Below are 23633 nucleotides of genomic sequence, written 5' to 3'. Positions count from 1 at the left end.
GCCAGTCTACCGGGGGACGCGGGGGCGGTCGGTCGGTGCGGATGCGGCGGCGAACCGCGCGGCGAGGGTGCTCGCGGCCTCGGCGAGGGTGGGTGGGCCGACGACGCGGAACGGGGCATCGAACCGGGCGATCGAGGCGAGGATGCCGACCCACGACCACGATCCGACGGTGACCAGGCAGGACGCATCGTCGATCGGTTCGACGGCGCCGTCCCGCCCGATCCATGGTGCGACGTCGAGGACCGGCAGCTCGATGATCAGCTCGCCGACGCAGGGCCAGCGGTCCTCGGCCTCCGAGCCCTTCGCTCGCGCGGCGAGGTAGGTTTCGGCGTCGGTCGCGGGCAGCGGGCGCGGCGTGAACTCGGGGCCGGTCGGGATGCGCGGCGACATCCGATCGAGTCGGAAGGTGCGCCAGTCGTCCGCATCGAGATCCCACGCGAGCAGATACCAGCGGCCCTCGCGGGCGACGACGGCGTGCGGCTCGGTCCGGCGGGCCGGGCGTTCGCGGTCGGCACCGTAGTCGAAGCGCAGCATCCGCCGGTCGCGCACGGCCGCGCTCACCGCCTCGAGCACCGCCGGATCCACTCGCGTCTCGTTCTCGACGCCGGTGAAGCGGATGCCGTCGACCCGATGCCGCAGGCGAGACGGCATGACCTGCCGCACCGTCGCGAGTGCGCGCGCGGCCCCCTCGTCGATGTCGATCCCGGTGGTGGGAACGCTCTGCAGTGCCACGGCGATCGCGACGGCCTGCTCGTCGTCGAAGAGCAGCGGCGGCAGCTCGGAGCCCGCGGCGAGACGGTATCCGCCATCCGGACCCTTGACCGCGGTGATCCGGTAGCCGAGGTCGCGCAGCCGCTCGACATCTCTCCGCACGGTGCGGGTCGTGACGTCGAGGCGGTCGGCGAGCACCTGGCCCGGCCAGTCGCGCCGCGCCTGCAGCAGCGACAGCAGGGCGAGCATGCGGGACGGACTGCCGGTCATGGCATCCATTCTGCGCCAGGTAGAGGACCGAATCTGACCTCTACTGGTGTGACTGTGGTGTCAGCGGCATCCGCCGCTGCTGACGATCCGAGGAGCTCCCATGTCCATCACCACCACCACCCACCTCAACTTCCGCGGTACCGCACGCCAGGCTCTCGAGTTCTACGGGAGCGTGTTCGGCGGTGACGTGACGCTCGCCACCTACGGCGACTTCGGGATGCCGACGGATGCCCCCGGCGCCGACAAGGTCGTCTTCGGTCAGGTCGAGAACGCCGAGGGACTGCGCCTCATGGCGTACGACGTGCCCGGCGCCACGGAGGACGGCGCCGCGGAGGACAGCGCCGCGACGGCGGGGACGACCACCCGCGAGAACGGAATCACGCTCACCGACCGCACCTTCTTCCAGTCGCTGCGCGCCGACTCGCTCGACGAGCTCACCGGCTACTGGGATGCGCTCGCCGAGGGGGCCACGATCGTCGAGTCTCTCGCAGCCTCGGCGTGGTCGCCCGGCTTCGGCATGCTCACCGACCGCTTCGGCGTGACCTGGGTGCTCGACGTGCGCGCCGCGTACGCGCGCTGAGTCGGTCGCCGTCCACAACTCCGGAGAAGCGGGCGCCGGATCGGCTGTGAACCCGCGTTCGCGGCCGATCGCGCGGGATTCTCCGGAGTTGTGGCTGCGCGGCGTCCGTCACCTCCCTTGCGGGCCGACGACGAATCCCGGTACTTCAGCATCTCGCAACCAAACGAAGCCGACTCGTAGTTGTATGAGGTCACGACCGCAGTGAGAGAGGAGAGCCGATGCAATCCACCCCGTGGGCGGCGTGAAGGTGTCCCGCGTGATCTCTCCGCCTTCGGGTCCCTCCCCACCCGTGTGCTGCTTCTTCATGATCGAACGCTGCACGACATCACCGCCGACTACCTGACCGACAAGGATCTCGCCCGTGCCTATGCGCAGCATCGCCCGCGAAACCAGACGTGAGTTCCGGTGGATCGTCAGCAGCAGGCTCCTCCTCGCACTCATCGGCAGCGCGGTCGTGATGGCGGCGTGGGGCGCGCTCGCCGGCGCATCCTCCGCGATCGCGCTCGTCGCGCAGTTCGAGGCCACGCTGCGTCTGTACAACGAGAACGGTGAGGACATCTCCGCGGCGCTGGCCGCGCCGGCCGGTGTCTCGGGAGACGCCTCGCAGCAGAACATCAGGAACCCGCTCCGGTACGACCTCGATCAGGCCGTGCAGGCGCTGACGCAGACGCACGGCACGGGCGCAGTGGCGTCGACGCTGAGCCTGAGCGCGTTCATCCTTCTGCCCGTGGTCGGATTCGTCGTCGCCGTGTACCTGGCGACCCACGACACGGCTTCCGGGTCGATCGCCTGGCGGCGGCCGGAGAGCGGTGCGGGTCGACTCGCGGTGAGCAAGTCCCTCGCGTTGGCGTTCACGATGGTCGCCCTCACCACGGCGACTGCGCTGGCGAGCGTGGTGGGCTCTTGGATCACCGGGCCGATCGTGGCTGCGCGGGCAGAGGAACTCTCATCGTTCGCCGTGCCAGGCCCCGACATCGGACGCACCGTCCTCATCGGCGTGCTCGCGGCATCGGCGGGCACGACGGCCGCACTGCTGGGCCTGCTCGTGGCCACGATCACGAGAGATCGCACCTTCACGGTGGCGGTCTTCGTGCTCGCCTACTTCCTCGCACCGATGCTCGGGGCCGCAGACCCTCGGAACATGATCCCGCTCACCGGCGAAGGAGTGTTCTACTTCGTCGGACAGTTCCGGCCCGAGGCGGTGGGCGACCTGCAGCCGGTGGTGGGGGCGGCAGCGCAGGGCGTGGCGGCGCTGATCGCGATCATCGGGGTCGCCGTCACGTGGCGCGTCCGGTCCCGACTCCCGTCGGAGCGATGAGGGTCGGACGCCCGCTAGCCCTTGCCCTTATCGCCCTTGCCGTTGCCTGAGTTGCCCTTGTCGGGGTTGCCCTTGCCGGAGTTGCCGGAGTTGCCGGAGTCGGGATTGCCCTTGCCAGAGTTGCCGGAGCCGGGATTGCCCTTGCCGGACTTGTCGGAGTTGCCCGGGTTGTCGACGGGCTCGGTCACCACTTCGACAGGGGCTGCCGGAGCATCCTCCGTCGTGTCCGCAGACACCTCGGGCGCCCGGACGACGGCGGTCGAGACCCGGCTCAAGTCTGCGGCGCCAGGAGAGGTGAAAGCGGCGAGTCCGACGACGAGCGCGCCGGTCGCCGCGAGACCGGCGGCTCCGAAGAGCATCCGGCGGCGGTTGCTGCGCGGTGCGCGGTCGTCGGCATCGACGGCCGGGAGGACGGCGGTCCGGTCGGTCCGCGGGGTGCTCGCGGCGGCATCCGTCGCTTCGTCACCTGCGCCGGCCGGACTGGCCGAGACAGCCGGGGCGGCCGAGCCGACCGGCATCACCGAGCCGACCGAATCGGCCGACGCGGCGCCGTCTCCGTCCGCCGCGACCACGGAGGCGACCGCCGCGGGCACAGCCGCTCCGCTGTCCGAGGCATAGTCGCGCAGCAACCCGCGTGCGGCGCGGGCGACCTCGACGGCCGTCGGGCGCTCCTCCGGCTCGAGCCGCGTCATGCGGGTGAGCAGATCGCGCCACTCCTCCGGCACGGTCTCGGAGATCGTGGGCGGGTTCATCAGCCGCGCGATCGCCGCCGCCCTGCCGGAGGCGAGAGTCGCGTAGCCGGGCGATCCGGTGAGAGCCTCCAGCGCGACGAGTCCGAGCGAGAAGATGTCGACCGGTGTGCCGGGGTCGGCGTCGCGCAGCTGCTCCGGTGCCATATAGGTGAGTGTGCCGAGGACGATTCCCGGGGTCGTGAGACGCGTGTTCTCGATCGAGCAGGCGATGCCGAAGTCGGCGAGCTTGGCGGCGAACGGGCGGCCGGCGCGCCCGCGAGCGAGCAGCACATTCGACGGTTTGACGTCTCGGTGCACGATCCCCGCCGCATGCACGGCGGTCAGTCCTTCGGCGAGGTCGCGGGTGAAGCGGGCTACCTCCCGGGGCGGCAGGGGTCCTGCGGCCATCCGCTGCGCGAGCGTCGGGCCGTCGACGAACTCCATCACCAGATACTGCGGGCGGCGCGGTTCGAGCTGCGCATCGTGCAGCGTGACGAGCGAGGGGTGGCTGAGCGACGCGAGCAGCGCCTTTTCGGTGTGCGCACGTTCGATCGACGACACCGGGCCGTCGCCCTCATGGATCATCTTGATCGCCACGGTGCGCTCGAGATGCGTGTCATCGGCGCGATAGACGGTCGCCATCCCACCGCGCCCGACGCGATCGTGCAGTATGTAGCGTCCATCGAGCAGTGCCGCCGTCGGCGACATCACTTCCAGCGTCATCGCGTGCTCCTTGCAGATGCATTCGGGTCATGCATCCCTGGAGGATAGGCACGGCGCGATTCGTCCGTCATCGGGGTTGACGTGCGCGCGAATCAGTGGATGCGGTCACGGTGACGGCATGCGGTCACGGTGACGGCATGCGGTGAAGCGCGGCGTGCGGAGGCGAAAACGAATCCGCGATGGTGAGCGGGGCCAGAAACGCATCGGATACTGCCGTTCGGGGTGCGCTTTTGACCCCGCACCGCGAGCTCGGTGATCTATTGACTCCGCACCGCGAGCTCGGCGAGCGCGGCGGCCGTCAGGAGCGTGTCAAGGCCCTCCTCGATGTCCGAACCCCCGCGTAGAAATGAGGCACACAGAGAGGATGTGGCATGGCCGCAGGTGACATCGAGACATTCCAGCGAGACGGGATCTGGTTCAACCGCATCGAGGGCGAGTCCCGCACCTTGGGCACCAGTTTCGAGAGTCGATCCGAGGCGATCAAGGTCGGGCGCGGAGCGGCGACGGCACGCCAGGTCAAGCACACCGTGCGCGCCGAAGAGGGGCCCTCAGGGACGGGCAACCTCTACGACTGGCACCCGCGCGACCTCATGAACTGAGCCGCGGGTGATCGATCACGCACGAGAACAGCGGATGCTGCTGCAGGTGTGCCTCAACGGCGCACGCGCTGTGGCGCAGCATCCGGCGTTGACCGCAGACGTCACCCTCGCCGCAGCCGATGCCGCCAGGGCGGTCGCGGCGGGCGCACGAGAGATCCATGTGCATCCGAAGGATGCCGAGGGCGATGACAGTCTCGCCTCCCGCGACGTCGAGCGGTGGCTGGTCGCGTTGCGCGAGGCATGCCCCGGCGTGCCGATCGGCGTCACGACCGGAGCCTGGATCGAGCCCGACGTCGAGCGGCGTCTGGCGGCGATCTCGGAATGGTCTGTGCTGCCCGACTTCGCCTCCGTCAACTGGCATGAGGCGGGCGCCGACGAGGTCGCCGCGTTGCTTCTGCGCCGCGGCGTCCGGATCGAGGCTGGGATCTGGGATGCCACGGGGCTCGACGCCTGGCGGCGCTCGCCGGTGCACGCCGACACGATGCGGGTGCTCGTCGAGATGCCCGACGAGGCTGCCGACATGGTCCGCCGCCATGCCGAGGGGCTGATCGCCCACGTGCGGCTCGATGACCCCGGCATCCCGATCCTGTTGCACGGAGAGCAGCGCTCGGCATGGCCGGCGTTCACGCTCGCAGTCGAGCTCGGCCTGGATTCCCGCATCGGGCTCGAAGACACGCTCACGCTTCCCGACGGGCGGACCGCTCCCGACAATGCCGCGCTCGTGCGCTCCGCCGCCGCGTTCGTGACGGCCGCGGACGCGGGACCCGCACCATCGGCGACACTCGCGGAAACCTGACTCGCGCCGGTCGTCGACCCTTCCTTAGGCTGGAGGCTTCTCGTCGAGAAGGAGCATCCGATGTCCGAAGTCCGGATCGTGGCCAGCGGCCGCCGCCCCACGGCGACCGTGCGATGTCGATTCGCGGACTGAGAGCTGCACACGATGTCTGACGCGACCACCCGCTGTCCGCATCCGTTCGACGCGCGTACGCGGTTCGATCTCGACCGACCCGAGAGCCGTAAGTGGAGCCTGCACCCCGGGCACATCGGGGCATGGGTCGCTGAGATGGATTTCGGCGTCGCACCTGTGATCGCCGACGCGATGCACCGGGCGATAGACGAGGAGAACCTCGGCTACCTGTCGCCGCCACTCGCGGAGCGCCTGGGTGAGGCGACGGCCGGATGGATGCAGAGCGAATACGGCTGGGAAATCGATCCGGAGCGGGTGCATCCCGTGTCGGACGTCATGGCGGCTCTGCGCGTCGCGGTAGAGGAGTACGCGCCGGCCGGTTCGCCGGTGATAGTGCCGACTCCTGCATATATGCCGTTCCTCACATATCTTCCGGCGATTGGGCATCCGGTGATCGAGGTCCCGGGCGTCGAGGTCGACGGACGGTGGCATCACGACCTGCAGCGCATCGACGAGGCGTTCGCCGCGGGGGCGCGCACGCTCGTGCTCTGCAATCCGCACAATCCGACCGGCACCGTGATCGAGCGCGACGAGCTCGAGGCGCTCGCGGAGGTGGTCGAGCGGCACGGTGGCCGCGTCTTCGCGGATGAGATCCACGCGCCGCTGCGCTTCGACGGGCGACCGTTCATCCCGTATGCGTCGGTGTCGGAGGCGACGGCCGCCCACACCATCACCGGCACGAGCGCGTCGAAGGCGTGGAACATCCCGGGCCTCAAGACCGCGCAGCTCATCACGTCGAACGAGGCCGATCAGCAGCTGTACCGTCGGTTCGGCTTCTCGGTGCAGCACGGTGCCGCGACGCTCGGAGTGGTCGCGTCGACTGCCGCGTATCGGGAGGGCAAGCCCTGGCTCGACGACGTGCTGGCATACCTCTCGGGCTCCCGGAATGCGCTCGCGTCGCTCGTGGCCGAGCACCTTCCGGGCGCGGTGTATCGCGCGCCGGAGGCGACGTACATCGGCTGGATCGACACCGCGGCGCTGGGGATCGACGGCTCACCGGCCGCGTTCTTCCGCGAACATGCGGGTGTCGTGCTGACAGACGGGGCACTGCTCGGGCATGGGTATGAGCGGTTCGTGCGGATCGTCTTCGCGACGCCGCGGCCGGTGCTGAGCGAGGCGCTCGCCGCCATGGGTGCGGCGGCCCGCGCGCGCTGATGCGGAGTCCGGGCCTGGGACCGGGTACTTGCGTCGTCCCGCTCTGCGCTCTGCGCTCTGCGCCCTGCGCTCTGCGCCCTGCGCTCTGCGCCAGGTGGATGGTCAATAGCGCACCGCTGGAGGCCGTTTCCGGTGCGGTTTTGACCACGGTGGCGGCGGGAGATGCGAAATCGACCTGGCAGCGTTCGTTCCAGCATCCGCCGAGCCAGTAGCTGGCGAGCCGGTAGCTCGCCGAGCCGAACGCCGGTTCCCGCGCCTACGCCCGGTGGATGGTCGATAACGCACCGCAGGAGGCCGTTTCCGGTGCGGTTTTGACCACCGTGGCGGCGGGAGATGCGAAATCGACCTGGCAGCGTTCGTTCCAGCATCCGCCGAGCCGGTAGCTGGCGAGCCGAACGCCGGTTCCCGCGCCTGCGCCCGGTGGAAGGTCAATAACGCACCGCAGGAGGCCGTTTTCGGTGCGGTTTTGACCTCGCTGGCGGCGGGAGATGCGAAATCGACCCCGCTGACCTCGCCAGCGCCCTCGCCTTCGCCTTCGCCAGCGTCCTCGCCACCGCAGCGGTCCGGGTTCACCCCACCACCGGATGCCTCTAGCCGGCCTCCCCCGCGGCCCGCTCGCGCAGGGCGACGGCGATCCGCTCGACCGCCTCGACCAGCAGCGGCCTCGGCAGCGCGAAGACGAAGCGCGTGTATCCGATGGCGGCCTCGCCGCAGGCCGCGCCATCCGTCATCGCGACACCGGCGTGCTCCCGGAACCACTCGCCGAGGTCGCCTGTCAGACCGGTCTCCCGGAAGTCGAGCAGCGCGATGTAGCTGCCCTCGGGAACGATCATCCGCACACCGGGCAGCTTCTCATCGACGAGTTGCGCGAGCATCCGCCGGTTGCCGTCGAGGTACTCGACCACTCCGTCGAGCCATTCTCGCCCGCCGGTGTACGCGGCGATGTTCGCCACCACGCCGAGCGTCGAGGTTCCGTGCCCCGGCCAGAACCCGAGCCGTTCCCAGAGCTCGGCGTCGGCGTCGTTCGAGAGGATGATCTGCGCGCACTTGAGGCCGGCGAGGTTCCAGGCCTTCGACGCGGAGGTCGCGGTCAGCGTGTGAGAGGCGGCGGCGTCCGATACCGACGCATAAGGGATGTGCCGACCCTGGGCATAGACGATGGGCGCATGGATCTCGTCGGAGAACACCCGACCGCCGGCCGCCGTGACCACGTCCGCGATCGCGAGCAGTTCCTCGCGCGTGGCGACGGTGCCGAGCGGATTGTGCGGGTTGCACAGCACCAGCATCTCGCCGCCGTCGCGGAAGGCCTGGGCGACGCCGTCGAGATCCATCACCCAGCGTCCGTCGACCTCGATGCTCGGCACTTCGATGACCCGGCGGCCATGCATCGGCGGCACGAGGAGGAACGGCATGTACGCAGGAGTCGGCACGATCACCGCGGACCCGGGAGTCGTGAAGTGCTCGATGGCCAGCTCGAACGCGGCGATCACATCCGGCACGTGATGGACCCGATCCGGCGAGATCTGCCACCCGTAGGAGTCGGCATACCAGCGCGCGGTCGCCTCGGACAGGTCGGTCGCGAGCTTCGCCGGCAGATATCCGGTGACGCCCAGATCGAGGGCGTCCTTCACGGCATCGGTGATGGCGGGGGCGAGGCCGTAGTCCATCTCGGCCACGAAGGCGCCGATGGTGTCGGGGAACGTCGTCCATTTCATACTGCCCGCGGCTCGCAGGTCGTCGTACGTGATCCGGTCGAACGTGGCGGAGGTCATGGATCAATCCTTCCACCCGCCGGCGACACCGGGCCCGGGGTCTTGCGGAATCCGGGCGCGAGTCACCACACCTGCATGCCCACATCACGGATGCAGGCCGGAACAGCCGGATTCGACCTGCATCCGTCATCTGAGCATGCAACTGTCTAGGTGGCATGCCCCCGCCCAACCCCGCCCACGGGTGCGGGGCCACTTCTGCATCGGAAACCGGCCATACGGATGCGTTTCTGACCACGCCACCAACACCCCGCCACGCCCGCAACACCATTGAGCACAGTGGGCACGCGTGCCAGGATGGCCCCGACTCGGCTCACCGGGGCTGGGACGAAGGGATTTCTCATGCAGCTGGCGATGATCGGACTCGGCCGGATGGGCGCCAACATCGTGCGCCGCCTCATGCGGGCGGGGCACGAATGCGTGGTCTACGACGTGAACGCGGATGCTGTGCAGGCGCTCGTCGCCGAGGGAGCCACCGGTGCCGACAGCATGGCTGATCTGGCGTCGAAGCTCGAGGCGCCGCGGGCTGTGTGGATGATGGTTCCGGCGTCGCTGACCGGCATGGTGGCCGACCAGGTGGCGGCCGTGCTCGACGAGGGCGACATTCTGATCGACGGCGGCAACTCGAACTACCGTGACGACGTGCGGCGCGCGAAGACGTTCCGCGAGCGCGGCATCCATTACGTCGATGTCGGCACGAGTGGCGGCGTCTTCGGTCTCGACCGCGGGTACTGCCTGATGGTCGGCGGGTCCGATGAGGCCGTCGAGCGGATCGAGCCCGTGCTGCGCACGATCGCCCCGGGCGTCGGCGAGATCGAGCGGACCCCCGGCCGCACCGGCGACCTCACCCCCGAGGAGCAGGGGTATCTGCACTGTGGCCCGACGGGTGCCGGGCACTTCGTGAAGATGGTCCACAACGGCATCGAGTACGGCATCATGGCGTCGATCGCCGAGGGCCTCAACCTGCTCGAGAACGCGGATGCCGGAGTGCGCGAGGCCGAGCATTCCGCCGAGATCGCCCCGCTCGAGGAACCCGAGTACTACCAGTTCCCGATCGACACGTCGAAGGTCGCCGAGCTGTGGCGGCGGGGATCGGTGATCTCCTCGTGGCTGCTCGACCTCACCGCCGCGGCGCTCGCCGAGAATCCGACGCTCGACGGGCTGGCAGGTCGCGTCTCCGACTCGGGTGAAGGCCGCTGGACGGTCAAGGCCGCGGTCGATGTGGGCGTGCCCGTGCCGGTGCTCGCGGCGTCGCTGTTCGAGCGCTTCGCCTCTCGCGGTGAAGACCACTTCGCCAACCAGGTGCTGTCGGCGATGCGGTTGCAGTTCGGCGGGCATCAGGAGCTGCCGGCGGGCGACGTGCTCGAAGCCGGGTCGCGCAAGGCGGACTCCGACAGCGCCTGAGCGAGTTCTCTCGGTTCGTCGAGCGAGGTCAGCGGAGGCGCGCGTTCACAACTCAGCATGAATCGCGTGTATCCGCCGGCCCGGCCCCGAAATCCCGAGGAACCGAAGCGTCGCCCGACCCGTTCTTGCTGAGTTGTGAACCGGCAGAACCGCCGCCGTCCGCCCGAGCCGAAGCCCCCGACCCCAGAAAGGCATCCGATGACCGCCGCCACGCGTCGAGCCACCCCGCACGACGCCGCCCGTCTCGCCGAACTCCTGCACGCATTCAACACGGAGTTCGACACCGCGACGCCGGGGGTCGAGGTGCTCGCGGAGCGGTTGCGCACGTTGCTGGGCGGAACCTCGACCTTTGCGGTGCTCGGCGGTGATCCTGCGGTCGGTCTCGCACTCGTGACGCTGCGCCCGAACGTGTGGTCGGACGGGCCGGTGGCCCTGCTCGACGAGATGTATGTCGAGCCGTCGCAGCGCGGAACCGGCATCGGAGGCGCGATCCTGGCGCACATGGTCGAGATCTGCCGGGACCTCGGTGCCGCGGCGATCGAGATCAACGTCGACGAATCGGATGCCGACGCGATGCGCTTCTACGAGCGGCACGGGTTCAGCGGCGTCGACCCCGACACCGGCGAGCGGGCGTTCTTCTTCTATCGCGCGCTTGGGCCCGGCGCCTGACCGGGCCGGCGAGAGCCTCCTTCTTCAGCCACCGCGCGACCGATATGGTGCAGGCATGGACGGAACGCAGGATGCCGCGCGCGACGGCGCCACCGAGCAGGTTCGCACCGACAGCGCCGTCGACCCGATGCCGCCGTTCCTGAGCCGGACCGCCGTCCGCCGCCTCTCTTGGGCGATCGCCTGGGTCATTCCCGTGGTCGCTCTTGCCGTCGGCATCGCGCTGACGGCTTCGGGAACGAGCGAGGTGTGGACTCCGCTCGGCGACGACACCTACGACGTGACGCTGCTCGCCGTCTGGCCGGCGGGCCTCGTTCTCCTCGCGGTCGGCGCGCTCGGACTCATCGGCACAGCCATCGCGACCGCGGTGATGACGAGCGAGCGGACGCGCTGAGTAGAGACGCCGACGACTAGCGGTCGCAGGCGATCCCGTCACCGTCTCGGTCGAGGTCGTAGATGTCGCTGCCGACGATCGTGACTGGACCTTCCGTGTACCCGGGCCCGTCTCCGCTGCCGCCTGCGCAGTCGACGTCGCTGCTGATCGGAACGCACGCTCCGGAGTAGTTCGGATCGCATCCGCCGCCGCCCTGTTGCACCAGCGGAACGGGCGCTGCGACGGGGGCCGGTGCCTTGGTTCCGCGCGCCGTGACCTCGTTCACCGGCGCCGTCTGCACCGTCTCGCTGACCACTTCGCGGGCCGTCTCGACACCGTCGACCATGGTCACGCGGTAGGTGATGATCTTCACGCCATTCACTCCGGCGGTGACGATCGCAGTCGTGCCCTGATCGCGCAGCGCATCGTCGACAGTGGTCTTCTCGAACGGGATCGCTACTTCCTCTGTCGCGGTCTCGAACGTCGTCGGCGTCGGGGTGGGCGTCGGGCTGGGTTCGGGGGTAGCTGTCGACGCGCCCACGAACGGCTGCGGGTCGGATGCCGTCGGTGTGCCGCCGGTGCTCGCGCTCGCGATGCCTCCGCCGGTCACGAGCAGCGCGGCCATACCCAGCGCGATCAGGCCGGACGGCCTCGAGCGGAGTCCGAGGGCAGGTAGCGGGCGCGCCAGCAGAACGTAGAGCGCGATGCCGACCACCGCTGTCGCCACCAGGACGATCGCGATCGGAGACAGCCGGGCCAGTAGACCGCCGACGACGAGCGCGCCGACGATGATCCCGGCGATTCGCCATCCGGTCCGACGCTTCGCAGGAGTGGGCGCTGCAGCATCCGCGAGCGCCGCGCTCTGCGTCGTCACCGCCGCTGCCGGCGACGGCGACGTGGCATCCGTCCAGCGATGTCCATCCCACCAGCGCAGCTGGCTCGGATTCTCCGGATCGGGATGCCAGGCGGCAGGTGGCTGTGACATGAGTGTTCCCCTCGGCGATGAGGCGACGAATCGCCAGCGCTCCCACAGCGCCTCAACCTGTATATCGGTTGGGCGGCGCGCCCGACAACGACCGAATCTGAAACGTGATGAACCGGTGCTAGGTTCACATCCGTCGCCTGATCTGATCACACGAGAGTCACCATGAACACTGCTGCAGCCAAGCCCGTCGCCGCGATCGCTCTGCTCGCCCTTCTCGGGCTGGGGACGGTCTCCTGCTCCGCCCCGTCCGATTCGACGACGTCGTCGGATTCGAAGTCCGACTCCCCGTCCGCAGCGCCGGAAGAGGTCGAAGAGGCGCCGGAGCCCGTCGACCTGACCGGCGAGTGGAAGCAGTCGAACCCCAACGATCCCGAGAGCTTCCAGTCCGCGACCATCACGGCGGACACGATCGAGGTCTACTGGAACGCCACCGACACGAAGTCGCTCTACTGGGCCGGGACGATCGAGGTGCCTGAAGACGGTTCCACCTCGTTCACCTGGGACTCGGTGAACGATACGACGAAGACCGACTCGGCCATGCTCGCCTCCAGCGACCCGACCAAGACCTTCACCTACGCGGACGGCGAGATCTCGTACGAGGTGACCGCGCTCGGCACCACGGTGACCGTGCGCCTCGCGCAGCAGTAGCCCGCAACCGACGCGCTGGACTCACCCTCCCGGCGGACTCTCCCACCCCGACCAGTCCGGGCGATCGACGACGCAGAACCGGTTGCCCTCGGGGTCTTCCATGATGACGTAGTCGGCATCCTCGGGCAGCTTGTCCCAATGCACCTCGCGCGCACCGAGTTCGGCCAGGCGGCGGACTTCGGCGGCCTGATCCTCGGCGTAGATGTCGAGGTGGATGCGCGGCGGCAGCACCCGCTCTGAATGGTGCGCGTCCAGGGCGATGCAGGGAGTGTCCGCGTCGCGAGGCTTCAGCACGCCCCAGTCGTCGGATGCGGGGTCCCGCTCGACATAGTCCAGCGCCGCCTGCCAGAAGCGGGACTGCGCGGCGAGGTCATTCACGCGGATCACGATCGACACGATCTTCAGCATGCCGGTCAGCGTAGGTCGAGGCTGCGGTGCCGGACAGGGGCTTGTGCCCCGGGCTCAAGATGAGCTGCGTGCTGCGGCTTCGGATCGCACGCCGTTCAGCGCAGTCCAGAGATCCACTGTATGCCGATATGTAGTCATATGTCTGCTTTACTTGCTCAAGCGATAGACCACGGATCAGCGGTCGGCATGTGTGTTCTGCTCGCGAAGCGGGCCAGTATTGTATGCGCGGCGTTCGCGTCGTACATCGTCGCTCAGGCGAACCTCGCGCAGGGAGACAAGCCGCAACGTACATGCCTGTTCCTCACGGCAGCGCCGGTTCCAGGTGTGATCTTCCGGCTCAAGTGCTGACAGATGGAGGGAGTCTTGTGACTATCGGAGGCATCAGCGAAATCACTGTCTACGTGCTCGCCGTCATGCAGGCGGTGAGCGTCGGCCTGATACTCGCATTCGCCCAGGGGAGTCGATATCGAGCGGCTATGTATATCGCGAGCCTCCTCATGATCGGAGTGGCGGTGGCAGCCGGGTTCATTCTCGGCGTGGCAACTCCCTGGATCGGGCCGATCTTCGCGGTTGTCGCTGCGTTGACCGGAGTTCTCGCCTCTGCGAAGTCGCTCGGCGCGGATCCAGTGATGCGGGACGAGTCCTTCGGGCAGCGAATCATCTTTGTGGTTTCGCGACGCCCGCGTTCGTCCCCTCGAGACGGTGGCACGGGCTGACCGGACCGTGCGAGCCCGCCGCGCGTGAAGCCATATCCGACCCTGCTGTCGGGAGGTAAAAGGGAGGGGCAGGTGGACCGGATGCCGCGTGCAGGCCGTGCACGGCCCGGAGGATCTGGGCTGGTCGCAGGTGGCGGCGATCCTCACGCATGAACTCGGCCGCGGGGTGACCGTCGAGCGGATCTCGGATGAGGTGATGCGCTCACTGCGCGTCGAGCTCGCTCCAGAACGCGACGATCGCCTCCGCGAGCGCATCGGGCTGCTCGACCGCCACCAGGGTGCGGGCACCCGCGATCACAAGTGACCGGGCGTCGGGGATCTCCGCTGCTGCCGCGCGCATCTCCGCGGGGGTCCACTCGCCGCGGTCGTCACCGGTGATCAGAAGGGTGGGTGCCGCGATCCGCGGCAGACGGTGGGTGGCGTCAGCGCGATTGATGATGAACGAGGTGACCGTCTTCGCGATGCTCTCGCGGTGCACTCTCGTCAGAGCGCGGTCGATGACATCGGTCATCGGGCGGAGCTTGGCGTGCGCCGGTATGAGCTGGGCGTCGTGGATCACGTGCCGGAGGTGCGCGATCGGGCCGAATCGAGCGAGGATCTGGTTCGCGATGATCAGCTTGATGCGGAAGACAGGGTCGATCGGCTCGACGGGCGAGCCCACCGCGACCAGGGAGCGGATCAGGTCAGGGGAGAGCGCAGCCAGCGTCATGCCGACGTGACCGCCCCACGCGCCGCCCACCCAGTCCACGCTGCCCGCAGGCGCCAGATGATCGATGATCTGCGCGCCGACCTCGGCACACTCCTCGATGGACGAGAGGCGTGTCAACGGCGCACTGTCTCCATAGCCGGGGCCGTCGATGACGACGAGCGTGCGGTGCGGAGCCAACCGCTCGATGGTGCCTCCCCAGGACTCGCCGTCGACGAACATGCCGTGCCACAGGAGCGCGATGGGCCCTGTGCCGAGGACGGTCGCGGAGATATCGCCGAGGGATGTGCGGAAACTGGTCTTGATCGTGTTCTCGGTGTGCGTCATCGCTCCAGCCTGAGGCTCGGCATCCGGCGTTTCCGTGGGTCTCGATCGAATGCAACGTTCGTGCAATGATCAGCTGTGGCCACCGCGCACGTGCAGCTTCTCGACAGGGTCGACGCCGACGTCGACGGGGTTGTCGTCGAGCTGGGCGGCAGGCTTCCACGGGCGCTGCTGGCCAGGCTCGCGCTCGAGCGAGGGGCCCCGGTGGCCGTCGCCGACCTGCTCGTCGACCTGTGGGTCGATCCGCCGGCGCAGGCGACGGCCACCTTGCGCGCCTACATGTCGCGTCTTCGAGCAACCGCGCTGGGGCCGTGGCTCCACGGAGGTCGCTCGGGTTATCGCCTGGTCGACGACTCGGCGGTGCACGTGGACCTGTGGAAACTGGAGGATGCGGTGAGATCGCCGCTCTCCTCCGATCTTGTTCAGGTGCGGTCGCTGCTGAGTCGATGGCGGGGCGCACCGCTCGGGGGAATCGGAGAGCCGCCTTTCGTCGGTGCGGCTCGAGACCGGATGCGGCGGGGCGTCGATGCTGTGCGATTGGAGGGCGCCCGGCTCGACCTCGATGCGGAGCGTCATGCGGACGCACTGGTCGCTTTGCTCGAGTTGCGGCGAGAGCATCCTGACGACGAGGATCTGCTGGCGCTCGTCCGGGTCGCGGAGGCACGCGCCGACATGGGCGAGCGCGCTGTCGTGCGAGTGCGTGCAGGACAAGTCTTCGGTTCGGCGCGAGTGCCTCGCCGAGACCCCGATCGCGGACCGGGCAGGCAGGGTCGCGTGTACGGCGTGCCGGCACCGATCGCGAAGATGGTGGGTCGACGAGACGAGCGCGCGGCTCTGACTGCGGCGCTCGACGTGGCGCGACTGGTGACGCTCACGGGTGCGGCCGGTGTGGGCAAGACGCGGCTCGTCGTCGATTGGCTGGGCGGCGGCGCCGCCTCGCGCGAAGAGCACGTCTGGTTCGTCGGTCTGGGTGGAGCTGCGGCGACCGTGGAGGCGACCGCCGAGGTGATCGCGTCCGCGACCGGCGCCCCGCACGCATCGGTTGAGGGGGTCGCCGAGCACCTGGCGGATCGCAGCGGCATCCTGGTGATCGACGGAGTGGATGCCACGAGCGACGCCGTCGCTTCGGTCGCGAGCGCGGTGCTCGCCCGTGCGAGGGGCATTGCGATCCTGTCGACGTCGCGACGCGAGCTCGGCGTGCCCGGCGAGAGCGTGATGCGCCTCGATCCGCTGTCGGTGTCGGAGGCGTGTGAGCTCTTCGAGGCGAGGCTGGTGCCGGAGGCTCGAGCTGTCGACAGTGCAGCGGTCACTCTACTCGTCGACGTGCTGGGCCGGTTGCCCTTGGCGATCGAGTTCGCGGCGGCGCGAGCGGCGTCGATGCCGCTCGAGGAAGTCGGGAGCTCGCTGCTCCGAGACATCGGACGGTCTGCGCAGGTGGGGGAGCTGCCGTTGGCGGGGGCGCTGCGGTCGTCGCTCGACCTTCTGTCGGCGGACCAGCGCGACACACTGCACAGCGTCGCCGGGTTCCGGGCGCCGTTCACACGCGAGGCCGTCGCCGCGGTGTGCGGAGGACGCTCGCGGGATGTCGATCTCGACCGTCTCGTCGCCTACTCGCTCGTGTCCGCCGAGGAGCGGGCGGGCGAACCTGTGTTCCACGTGGCAGAGCTGATCCGTCGTGCTGCCCTGGGCGACGCCGCGCCAGACGCAGCATGGCGTCGACGCCACCGCGCATGGTTCGGCGCCAGAGCGGCCCTCGCATCGGTCGCTCTCACTGCTCGCGGATCGTCCACTGAGATGCTGCGTCTACGCACCGAATGGCCCGACATCACTGCTGCGTTCGACTGCTCCGTCTCTGATGGCGACAAAGAGACGGCTGCGACGATCTCCGGAGGACTCCTGTGGTTCGGGGTGCGCGCGGGGCGTCAGCAGGAGCTGATCGCGATGACCCGTCAGGCGTGCGCCCTGCCCGGTGCGGTCGACGTCGCGCTCGAGGCCGGACTCTTCTCGACCAGAGGCTTCCTCGCCTACCAACTCGGGTCGATGGACGAGGCAGAGGAATGGATCTCGGCTGCACGCGAGCGCGCGGAGCGTTCGGAAGACCACGCACTCAGGGGGCTCGCTGCGGCGTTCTCGGCGTATCTGCTCACTCTCAGCCCGACGCCGTCACGCCACCCGACGCATGAGGTGGAGGCGGCGCTCGAGGGCATCGATCGTATGCCCGATGCCGCCGCGGCCGTGGTCCTGCTCATCACGGGGCAGGTGCAACGAGCATCCGGGCGCTCGCAGGCGGCGGTCGACCTCCTCGAACGTGCGGGTGCTCTCGCATCGCGGTGCGGGCACGAGTGGGTGGCGCTGATGGCTCCGGTCATCGCCGCGAAGGTGCATCTCGATCTTCGGCACGGAGCGCCCGCGGTGGCGACGTTGCTGCCGGTGATCCGTCGAGCGGCCGCGCATGACGATCCGGTGTCGCTTCTGATCGCCGTGTCGGTCGCCGCGGGTGCTGCCGCAGCGCTCGGTGCCGATGCGACGGGCGCGCAGATCATCGGCGCAGTCGACGCCATCGGACGACGCTACGGCTTCGATCCGCGCGCCAACGAACCGGCCGACTTCGAGCTGTATCGGCGCAGGGTGCGCGAAGGTCTGACCGAGGCAGAGTGGCGGACGGAGTATGTGTCGGGACTGCGGCGGGAACCCGGCGAGCTCGTCGAGCTGGTGCTCGGTCTTGCAACGCTTCGGTGAGCGGCGAGATACCCTGATCCCGTTGTACAGGCACCGCCCGCATCGAAGGAGATCGGCGAGATGAGACCACTGCGCTACTCGATCAACGTCACGCTCGACGGCTGCGTGCATCATGAGGCGGGCGTCGCTCCGGACGAGGAGCTGATGGGGTACTGGACCGTCGAGATGCAGCGGGCGAATGCCGTGCTCTACGGGCGGACGACCTACGAGATGATGCAGTCCGCGTGGCGGCGTCCGGAATCCGGCGTGTGGCCGGACTGGATGCAGGAGTGGGAGACGCCGTTCGCCGATGCTCTCGACCGCATCCCGAAGCACGTCGTCTCGAGCACGCTCAGGGAGGTCGACTGGAATGCAGAGCTGGTCCAGGGCGATCTCGGCGAAGCGGTCCGGCAGCTGAAGCAGCAGCCCGGCGAAGGGCTGTCGGTGGGTGGGGTGACTCTGCCGCTGGCGCTCGCCGCCCTCGGACTGATCGACGAATACACCTTCGTCGTGCATCCGGTCATCGCCGGGCACGGACCCCGGTTGCTCGATGGGCTGCAGGAGAGTCTTCGGCTCGAGTTGGTGAGCCGGCGGGAGTTCGGATCGGGGGCGGTGGCGCAGACGTACCGGGTGCTGTGACGCCGCGGTCCGGTCCAGCTCGCCAGCCTCGTCGGCTCAGCGCCGCATAACCCCTGCGGACTCAAGCCGCGCGCTCGACGCACGGTTCCGCCGAGCGAGCAGCAGCGGCGCGAGCACCGCGAAGATGACCGCGAGCGCCGCGACGCCGACCATGGAGCCCCGCATCCCGGTGAAAGCCGAGAGCAGCCCGACGTAGACCGGTCCGAGGATGAAGCCGATGTACGAGATCGCCGTCATCGCCGAGGTGGCTCGGCCGCGTTGCGCCGGAGCGACGTCGCGGGTCGCCTCGCTGAGCAGCGTCGGATAGAGCACGGCTGTGCCGATCGCGGCCAGGGCGAGGCCACCGATCGCCATCGGTACGGTGCTCGCCGTGCTGACGAGGAGAGTGCCCGCTGCAGCCAGAGCCGCGCCGCCGATCAGCAGCATCCGTGGGGAGAGACGCGGGAGGGCGCCGACCGTGAACCTGGTCACGGCCGCGAACAGGGCGAAGGTGGCCGGGGCGAGGGCCGTCACGGCGGGATCCGCACCGAGCACGTCGCCGACGAAGATGGCGCTCCAGCTCTGGTGTGCGTTCTCGATGGCGAAGCCGAGCGCACCCACGAGGCCGACGCCGACGAACGGGATCCACCAGAGCGGCCTCACGTGAGAGTGCGTTGGCGCCTCCGAGGGGTCGCGATGCGCGCGGTCGCCGGTCATCATGACGACGACTCCGGCGATCGCGAGCGCGCCGCCGGCGATGAGGAACACCACCTCGGGCCCGAACCCGAGGGAGCGCAGTCCGCCGGCTCCTGCGCTGCCGAGCACAACGGAGGCCGAGAAGACCCCATGGGCAACCGTGATCACTCTCCGTCCTGAACGCTGCTCGACGAGGCCCGCCTGAGCATTGATCGCCACGTCGGCTGCTCCCGATGAGGCGCCGACCAGAGTCATCCCGATGATCAGGCCGAGCAGGTCGTGGGCGATCGCCGCGATCGTCATCCCCGAGACGGCCAACAGGATCAGCAGGATGCCGCCGATCCGGCTGCCGAAACGATCGACGGCCCGCCCGACCAGCAGCATCGCGGGAAGGGCTCCGGCGCCGACGAACAGCAGCGCGATACCGAGCCCGGACTCGTCGACGGCAGCGGAATCACGGAGCGCCGGCAACGCGGCTCCCCAGGTTCCCCAGAACAGCCCGTAGGCGGCGAAGCCCAGGTACGCAGATGTTGCTCCTCGCATCTGTGTAACGATACACAAGTAGGATGAGGATGTGAAGTCAGATCATGTGACGATGCGCCAGGTCGCAGCCGAGGCCGGCGTCGGCATGATGACGGTGAGCTACACGTACACGCGGCCCGACCGCGTCGCGGCGTCGACCCGTGAACGGGTGCTCGAGGCGGCGGCACGACTCGGATACCGGGGGCCGGATCCGGTTGCGAGGTCGTTGCGCCGCGGCGCGACGCGGAACCTCGGAGTGGTCTTCGGCGAGCACCTGACCTACGCATTCGAGGATCCGCAGGCCGCACGATTCCTGGCAGGCGTGTCGAGTGTGTGCGTGGCCGAACGGCTGGGGCTGACGCTCATTCCCACCACTGGTGACCCCGACGACATCGAGCGCGTGCGGGAGTCGGCCGTCGACGGCTTCGTGGTCTGGACCACTACTGCCGACGACCCCGTGCTCGATGCGGTGGCATCGACGGGGCGGCCCGCTGCCGTGCAGGGGGGTCCCGCCAGGGAAGGCATCACCCTCGTGACCGCCGACGATGAGGCGGCCGCGTACGCGATCGCCTCCCACATGCTGCGCACCGCTCGATCGCCGCTGGTGCTGTCCGAGCCGACGGATGCTGATCGCGTGGCCCGACTGGTCCGAGGGCCGGACCCCGACGTGCCCTTCCCCGTCACCCGCAATCGCCTCGCGGGATATCGACGCGCTGTCCTCGACTCGGAGAGGGACTGGGCTGATGTTCCGGTCGCGATCGTCAGCCGCAACACGCGAGACGACGCACGAGCGGCGGTCACTGCAGCGCTCGAGGAGTTCCGACCGGATGCCGTCATCGCGATGAGCGATCAGCTCGCGGCGGGTGCGATCGACGTGCTCGGCGACTCCACGCCGGTCAGCGGATGGGACGACAGCGAGCTGGCACAGACTCTCGGGTTCTCGAGCGTGCGTCAGTCGCTGTTCGATCAGGGCGCGGCGTGCGCTCGTGTCGCCGCGGGACTCGCGACCGACGTGGATCCGGCGCCGTGGGAGCTGGTCATCCGATAGAAGGGTCGACGGTGCGCGAATCGGATGCCCGCACCTGAGTAGCCTGTTCAGGTGCCCCGTCCTCGAAGTGAAGCTGCGCGCCAGTCCGTGCTGGAGGCGATGCGCGCCGCCGTCGTGGCCGGTCAGTACGAGGCGGTGACGATCGAGGGGCTCGCCGAGACGGCCGGAGTCTCGAAGCAGACGATCTATCGGTGGTGGCCGTCGAAGGCGGCGATTCTCGGCGAGGCGCTGCTCGAGGGAGACTTGCCGGGCGCGGATCCGGCTGTCGCGATGAGCGACGACATCCGTGCTGACTTGCATGCCTGGTTCTCGACGATGTCTGCCGGACTCGCGCGGCCCGAGGGCGTCGCGCTCGCACGGGCGCTGATCGCGGTGACCGCCACCGACCACGAGCTCGGACTCGCGCTGAACGAGCGGCTCGCGGCGCCGATCCGCTCGTGGGTGGCCGAACGGATCGCACGCGGACAGGCGGCCGGCGAGATCCGGGAAGACGTGGATGCTGACGCGATCGCCGACCAGCTCATCGCCATGGCGTCGTATGCCGCGCTGATCGGACAGCCGTTGAGTGCTGCGCGCGTCGAGGAGACGGTGACGCGGCTGCTGCGGGGGATTGCGCTGTAACTAGGCGCGGGCCAGCGTCACGGCGTGCAGTAGGCGACCATCTCGTCCGTCGCGGTGCGCATGTTCGTGGATGCTGCATCCAGGCCGGCGACATCACCGGTGATCGCCTTCTCGCCCTCGGTGACGAACGCGTCGATGCTCGTGGTCCAGGCGTCGCGGAGCGTGACGAACTCCTCGGGTCCGTCGACTCCGCGGATCTTCTCGGCCACGCTACGGACCTCGTCGAGCGCCGCCTGCGCGGCCTCCGGTGTCGGGGAGCTGACGCTGTCGATCACGCCGGCCACCTGTGCGGCCTGAGCTGCGACCTGTCCGCACGCGGCGATGGTGGACGCCTGCGAGCATCCGGAGAGCAGGAGGATGCCGACGGCCAGCGACGCGAGAGCGGGGAGCTTCTTCATGCCGGCCAGGGTACCGACGCGAGATGTGAGGAGTGCAGCGCTTACGCGGTCGCTTTCCGATTGGCGTCGATCCGACACAAGACTCGGACGTGTGCCGGCGCGTCAGGATTGACTCGCTCCGCGACCGCGGTCAGCGACCATCCGTCCTTGATCAGAGCATGAATGTCGTGGCAGAGCCAATCCGGGACGTATCCGATCTTCGAGCCATCGAGTGTATCAATCAGCACCGCCTTCGGATTGGCTTGGTTTGCCTCATCAAGTTCGAGCGCTAGTACGGACCCGTCGTGAATCTCGCCGAGTACACGGGTTGCGTCCGGCATATAACGGATGCCGGAAATGAAAAAGCGACTGGTAAATGTGGTGCTTCCTTGGACCGGCAGATCCACGATGTGGAAAGTGTCGGTCGCTCGTCCTCCACCCGATCGCGCGAGAAACTCGAAGGGGATCGCAGAGCCGTCCAGTTGATCGATGCCAAGCCATGTCAGGTACTTGCTATAGCCTCGGCGCTCAGCGGAAAGGATGCGGTTTGCGAAGAACGCGGGAACCTCGTCCGACACGTACGCATGGCTCAAGCTAGGAAACTCGTCGAGGGGAACGAAGTCCTCGACTTCAGCGATCTCGGGAAAGTAGTGAAAAGCGAATCGATTCTCGGGGAGGGAGTCGAGCTGGCCGACCTTCGTGAATCGACGGCTCGCCGGGTTCTGCCACACAAGGATCAAAGCGCGTTCACTGACGCGGAGGTCAATCTGGTCAAGCGGGAGTAGCTGAGTAGCCATCGAGCAACCTCCTTCGATTCGTGTCTAGTAGGGAGATCACAAACCTACGGGACACCTCCGACATTACTTCATGGGGTGTTGACCCCAGCTCAGCCTCCACCTCGCGAGCCCGGAAACTCTGTAGGTGGTCCAACCAGTAGTCACGAGCATCCGGTGAAGACATGCGCAGTGCATCGATCGCCAGGTCGACGAGCTTCGGTCGTCCGACGAAGTGCTGGCTCGTGCCTCGATTCACCCATCGATCGAAGAGCTCGTAGTCACCGAGAAGGCGCGACCGCTTGCCGTCACGTTCCTGAAAACCGAGTGCGTTGCCGTGATCGAAGGAGGGGGCCATCCAACGCTCATCCTCGTGACGGATGACTCCCCAGTTTTCGTGGTGTCGGTCTCGACCTGCAACGAGCGCATCGCACATCAGGTAGCCAGCGATCGTGTCGAAAGCGTCCAGGCGAGTCTTCAACTCAGGCGGACCAGGAATCCCCGCGACCGCACCCTGAATGGCGCTCAGTGTGTAGCCGGGATTCTCGCCCCGGATGCTCTGGTCATAGTCCGGGAAGCGCGCGCTGAGAAGCTCATTGCCGTGGATCAGGCGCTCGGAATCATCCCGCAGCATTGACCGCGATGCCGTGGACCTTTGTCCTTCGAAGAAGGCCGGCCGGACGTGAGCGGTGGGTACACCTACGCTGTTCGCGATGTGCTGTACGAGCCACTCCGCCCAGTCTTCGCCGCTGACTGTGCCGTCGCGGTCGTCTACTCGCGCAACCTTGACTAGCCAACGTCGGTCGTCGCCCGAGACCCGAACCCAGTTCTTTTCTTTCGAGCCCATCTGTTCTTCGGGGTCGTCAGCGTCGAGGTCGCTCTCCCCGAGGTCGAGTGGATCCCATTGATACGGCATGACACGACGGTACCCGACACGCTGGTCCTCGCGGGGCGGCCGCTGCACCAACCATCCTCCGTCGGCTACCAGCACGGTGCCCGTTGATATTGAGGCCGTCGTCCGAAAGCAGAAACGCGAGGCTCTCGGCGGTCACGAACCACGGGATCACGTGGTGGAACGGAGTCAGGCAGCCGGAGCTGTACTCCGAAACGTTCGGGGCATCGGGATGCGATGAACCCCGCCCAGAGCGACTGAGTTCACGCGGGCCCTTTCACCCGTACATGCACACGGCGACTTCGTGACGCCGAT

At 68.4% G+C, this 23633-nt stretch carries 23 protein-coding genes; 13 read left to right on the top strand and 10 right to left on the bottom strand.

Annotation, left to right across the window (positions count from 1 at the left end; all coding sequences use genetic code 11):
* Positions 1–6 precede the first annotated feature (6 nt).
* On the bottom strand, positions 7–981 hold the full coding sequence (locus BLW44_RS00810; RefSeq protein ID WP_060927957.1) for a helix-turn-helix transcriptional regulator: 975 nt from the start codon (positions 979–981) through the stop codon (positions 7–9).
* A gap of 100 nt (positions 982–1081) precedes the next feature.
* Between BLW44_RS00810 and BLW44_RS00805 the strand changes: the two genes are divergently transcribed.
* Both BLW44_RS00805 and BLW44_RS00800 read left to right on the top strand, forming a co-directional pair.
* Positions 1082–1561, top strand: coding sequence for a VOC family protein (locus BLW44_RS00805; protein WP_060927958.1), 480 nt, complete (start codon positions 1082–1084; stop codon positions 1559–1561).
* Positions 1562–1922: 361 nt separating this feature from the next.
* On the top strand, positions 1923–2879 hold the full coding sequence (locus tag BLW44_RS00800; RefSeq protein WP_139305211.1) for a hypothetical protein: 957 nt from the start codon (positions 1923–1925) through the stop codon (positions 2877–2879).
* A gap of 14 nt (positions 2880–2893) precedes the next feature.
* On the opposite strand, the gene BLW44_RS18410 is transcribed toward BLW44_RS00800, so the two are convergent.
* On the bottom strand, positions 2894–4333 hold the full coding sequence (locus BLW44_RS18410; RefSeq protein ID WP_060927960.1) for a serine/threonine-protein kinase: 1440 nt from the start codon (positions 4331–4333) through the stop codon (positions 2894–2896).
* A 371-nt stretch (positions 4334–4704) separates the two neighbouring features.
* Between BLW44_RS18410 and BLW44_RS00790 the strand changes: the two genes are divergently transcribed.
* The 3 genes from BLW44_RS00790 (at position 4705) to BLW44_RS00780 (ending at position 7054) form a co-directional block, all read left to right on the top strand.
* Positions 4705–4932, top strand: a complete 228-nt coding sequence (locus BLW44_RS00790) for a DUF2188 domain-containing protein (protein WP_060927961.1) — start codon at positions 4705–4707, stop codon at positions 4930–4932.
* Between the two features lie 7 nt (positions 4933–4939).
* Positions 4940–5728 carry a 3-keto-5-aminohexanoate cleavage protein gene (locus BLW44_RS00785; RefSeq protein WP_245647462.1) on the top strand — a complete coding sequence of 263 codons (789 nt, stop codon included), beginning with the start codon at positions 4940–4942 and terminating at the stop codon, positions 5726–5728.
* A 144-nt stretch (positions 5729–5872) separates the two neighbouring features.
* Positions 5873–7054, top strand: a complete 1182-nt coding sequence (locus BLW44_RS00780; RefSeq protein ID WP_060927962.1) for a MalY/PatB family protein — start codon at positions 5873–5875, stop codon at positions 7052–7054.
* Between the two features lie 590 nt (positions 7055–7644).
* Here BLW44_RS00780 and BLW44_RS00775 read toward each other — a convergent pair.
* On the bottom strand, positions 7645–8826 hold the full coding sequence (locus BLW44_RS00775) for a MalY/PatB family protein (RefSeq protein WP_060927727.1): 1182 nt from the start codon (positions 8824–8826) through the stop codon (positions 7645–7647).
* A 339-nt stretch (positions 8827–9165) separates the two neighbouring features.
* Here BLW44_RS00775 and gnd point away from each other — a divergent pair, with 339 nt between their 5' ends.
* The 3 genes from gnd (at position 9166) to BLW44_RS00760 (ending at position 11287) form a co-directional block, all read left to right on the top strand.
* Positions 9166–10227, top strand: coding sequence for a phosphogluconate dehydrogenase (NAD(+)-dependent, decarboxylating) (gnd, locus tag BLW44_RS00770; protein ID WP_060927728.1), 1062 nt, complete (start codon positions 9166–9168; stop codon positions 10225–10227).
* 198 nt (positions 10228–10425) lie between these two features.
* The gene (locus BLW44_RS00765; RefSeq protein ID WP_060927729.1) at positions 10426–10896 is read left to right on the top strand and encodes a GNAT family N-acetyltransferase; all 471 of its coding nucleotides are present in this window, start codon (positions 10426–10428) and stop codon (positions 10894–10896) included.
* A gap of 55 nt (positions 10897–10951) precedes the next feature.
* Complete coding sequence (locus tag BLW44_RS00760; RefSeq protein WP_060927730.1) at positions 10952–11287, top strand: hypothetical protein; 336 nt, start codon at positions 10952–10954, stop codon at positions 11285–11287.
* 16 nt (positions 11288–11303) lie between these two features.
* On the opposite strand, the gene BLW44_RS18055 is transcribed toward BLW44_RS00760, so the two are convergent.
* Positions 11304–12251, bottom strand: a complete 948-nt coding sequence (locus BLW44_RS18055; protein WP_082724586.1) for a G5 domain-containing protein — start codon at positions 12249–12251, stop codon at positions 11304–11306.
* Between the two features lie 162 nt (positions 12252–12413).
* Between BLW44_RS18055 and BLW44_RS00745 the strand changes: the two genes are divergently transcribed.
* On the top strand, positions 12414–12899 hold the full coding sequence (locus BLW44_RS00745; RefSeq protein ID WP_060927731.1) for a hypothetical protein: 486 nt from the start codon (positions 12414–12416) through the stop codon (positions 12897–12899).
* A 21-nt stretch (positions 12900–12920) separates the two neighbouring features.
* Here BLW44_RS00745 and BLW44_RS00740 read toward each other — a convergent pair whose 3' ends face one another.
* Positions 12921–13307, bottom strand: a complete 387-nt coding sequence (locus tag BLW44_RS00740; protein WP_060927732.1) for a VOC family protein — start codon at positions 13305–13307, stop codon at positions 12921–12923.
* A 918-nt stretch (positions 13308–14225) separates the two neighbouring features.
* Positions 14226–15056, bottom strand: a complete 831-nt coding sequence (locus tag BLW44_RS00725; RefSeq protein ID WP_060927734.1) for an alpha/beta fold hydrolase — start codon at positions 15054–15056, stop codon at positions 14226–14228.
* 75 nt (positions 15057–15131) lie between these two features.
* On the opposite strand from BLW44_RS00725, the gene BLW44_RS00720 reads away from it, so the two are divergent.
* Together BLW44_RS00720 and BLW44_RS00715 are read left to right on the top strand one after the other, a co-directional pair.
* A complete protein-coding gene (locus BLW44_RS00720; RefSeq protein WP_060927735.1) occupies positions 15132–17792 on the top strand; it encodes an ATP-binding protein in 2661 nt (886 codons plus the stop codon).
* Positions 17793–17852: 60 nt separating this feature from the next.
* On the top strand, positions 17853–18410 hold the full coding sequence (locus BLW44_RS00715) for a dihydrofolate reductase family protein (RefSeq protein ID WP_060927736.1): 558 nt from the start codon (positions 17853–17855) through the stop codon (positions 18408–18410).
* Between the two features lie 36 nt (positions 18411–18446).
* On the opposite strand, the gene BLW44_RS00710 is transcribed toward BLW44_RS00715, so the two are convergent.
* Entirely contained in the window at positions 18447–19628 is a 1182-nt protein-coding gene (locus BLW44_RS00710; RefSeq protein WP_060927737.1) for an MFS transporter, read from the bottom strand.
* A gap of 31 nt (positions 19629–19659) precedes the next feature.
* Here BLW44_RS00710 and BLW44_RS00705 point away from each other — a divergent pair, with 31 nt between their 5' ends.
* Entirely contained in the window at positions 19660–20655 is a 996-nt protein-coding gene (locus tag BLW44_RS00705; protein ID WP_139305210.1) for a LacI family DNA-binding transcriptional regulator, read from the top strand.
* 51 nt (positions 20656–20706) lie between these two features.
* Complete coding sequence (locus BLW44_RS00700; RefSeq protein WP_245647445.1) at positions 20707–21276, top strand: TetR/AcrR family transcriptional regulator; 570 nt, start codon at positions 20707–20709, stop codon at positions 21274–21276.
* 17 nt (positions 21277–21293) lie between these two features.
* On the opposite strand, the gene BLW44_RS00695 is transcribed toward BLW44_RS00700, so the two are convergent.
* From BLW44_RS00695 to BLW44_RS00685, 3 genes are read right to left on the bottom strand one after another with little or no spacing between them, the layout of a single operon-like run.
* Entirely contained in the window at positions 21294–21674 is a 381-nt protein-coding gene (locus BLW44_RS00695; protein WP_060927739.1) for a hypothetical protein, read from the bottom strand.
* A 41-nt stretch (positions 21675–21715) separates the two neighbouring features.
* On the bottom strand, positions 21716–22450 hold the full coding sequence (locus BLW44_RS00690) for an HIRAN domain-containing protein (RefSeq protein WP_060927740.1): 735 nt from the start codon (positions 22448–22450) through the stop codon (positions 21716–21718).
* Positions 22425–23342: a HipA domain-containing protein gene (locus BLW44_RS00685; RefSeq protein WP_139305209.1), complete on the bottom strand. Its 918-nt coding sequence runs from the start codon at positions 23340–23342 to the stop codon at positions 22425–22427. The genes BLW44_RS00690 and BLW44_RS00685 overlap by 26 nt, the downstream gene beginning before the upstream one ends.
* Between the last annotated feature and the right edge of the window lie 291 nt (positions 23343–23633).

Origin of the sequence: Microbacterium hydrocarbonoxydans, from assembly GCF_900105205.1 — a bacterium.
In the GTDB taxonomy this organism is placed as follows: domain Bacteria; phylum Actinomycetota; class Actinomycetes; order Actinomycetales; family Microbacteriaceae; genus Microbacterium; species Microbacterium hydrocarbonoxydans.
The sequence above is the reverse complement of the archived record's forward strand: the minus strand, read 5'-3'. Positions and strand labels throughout refer to the sequence as shown.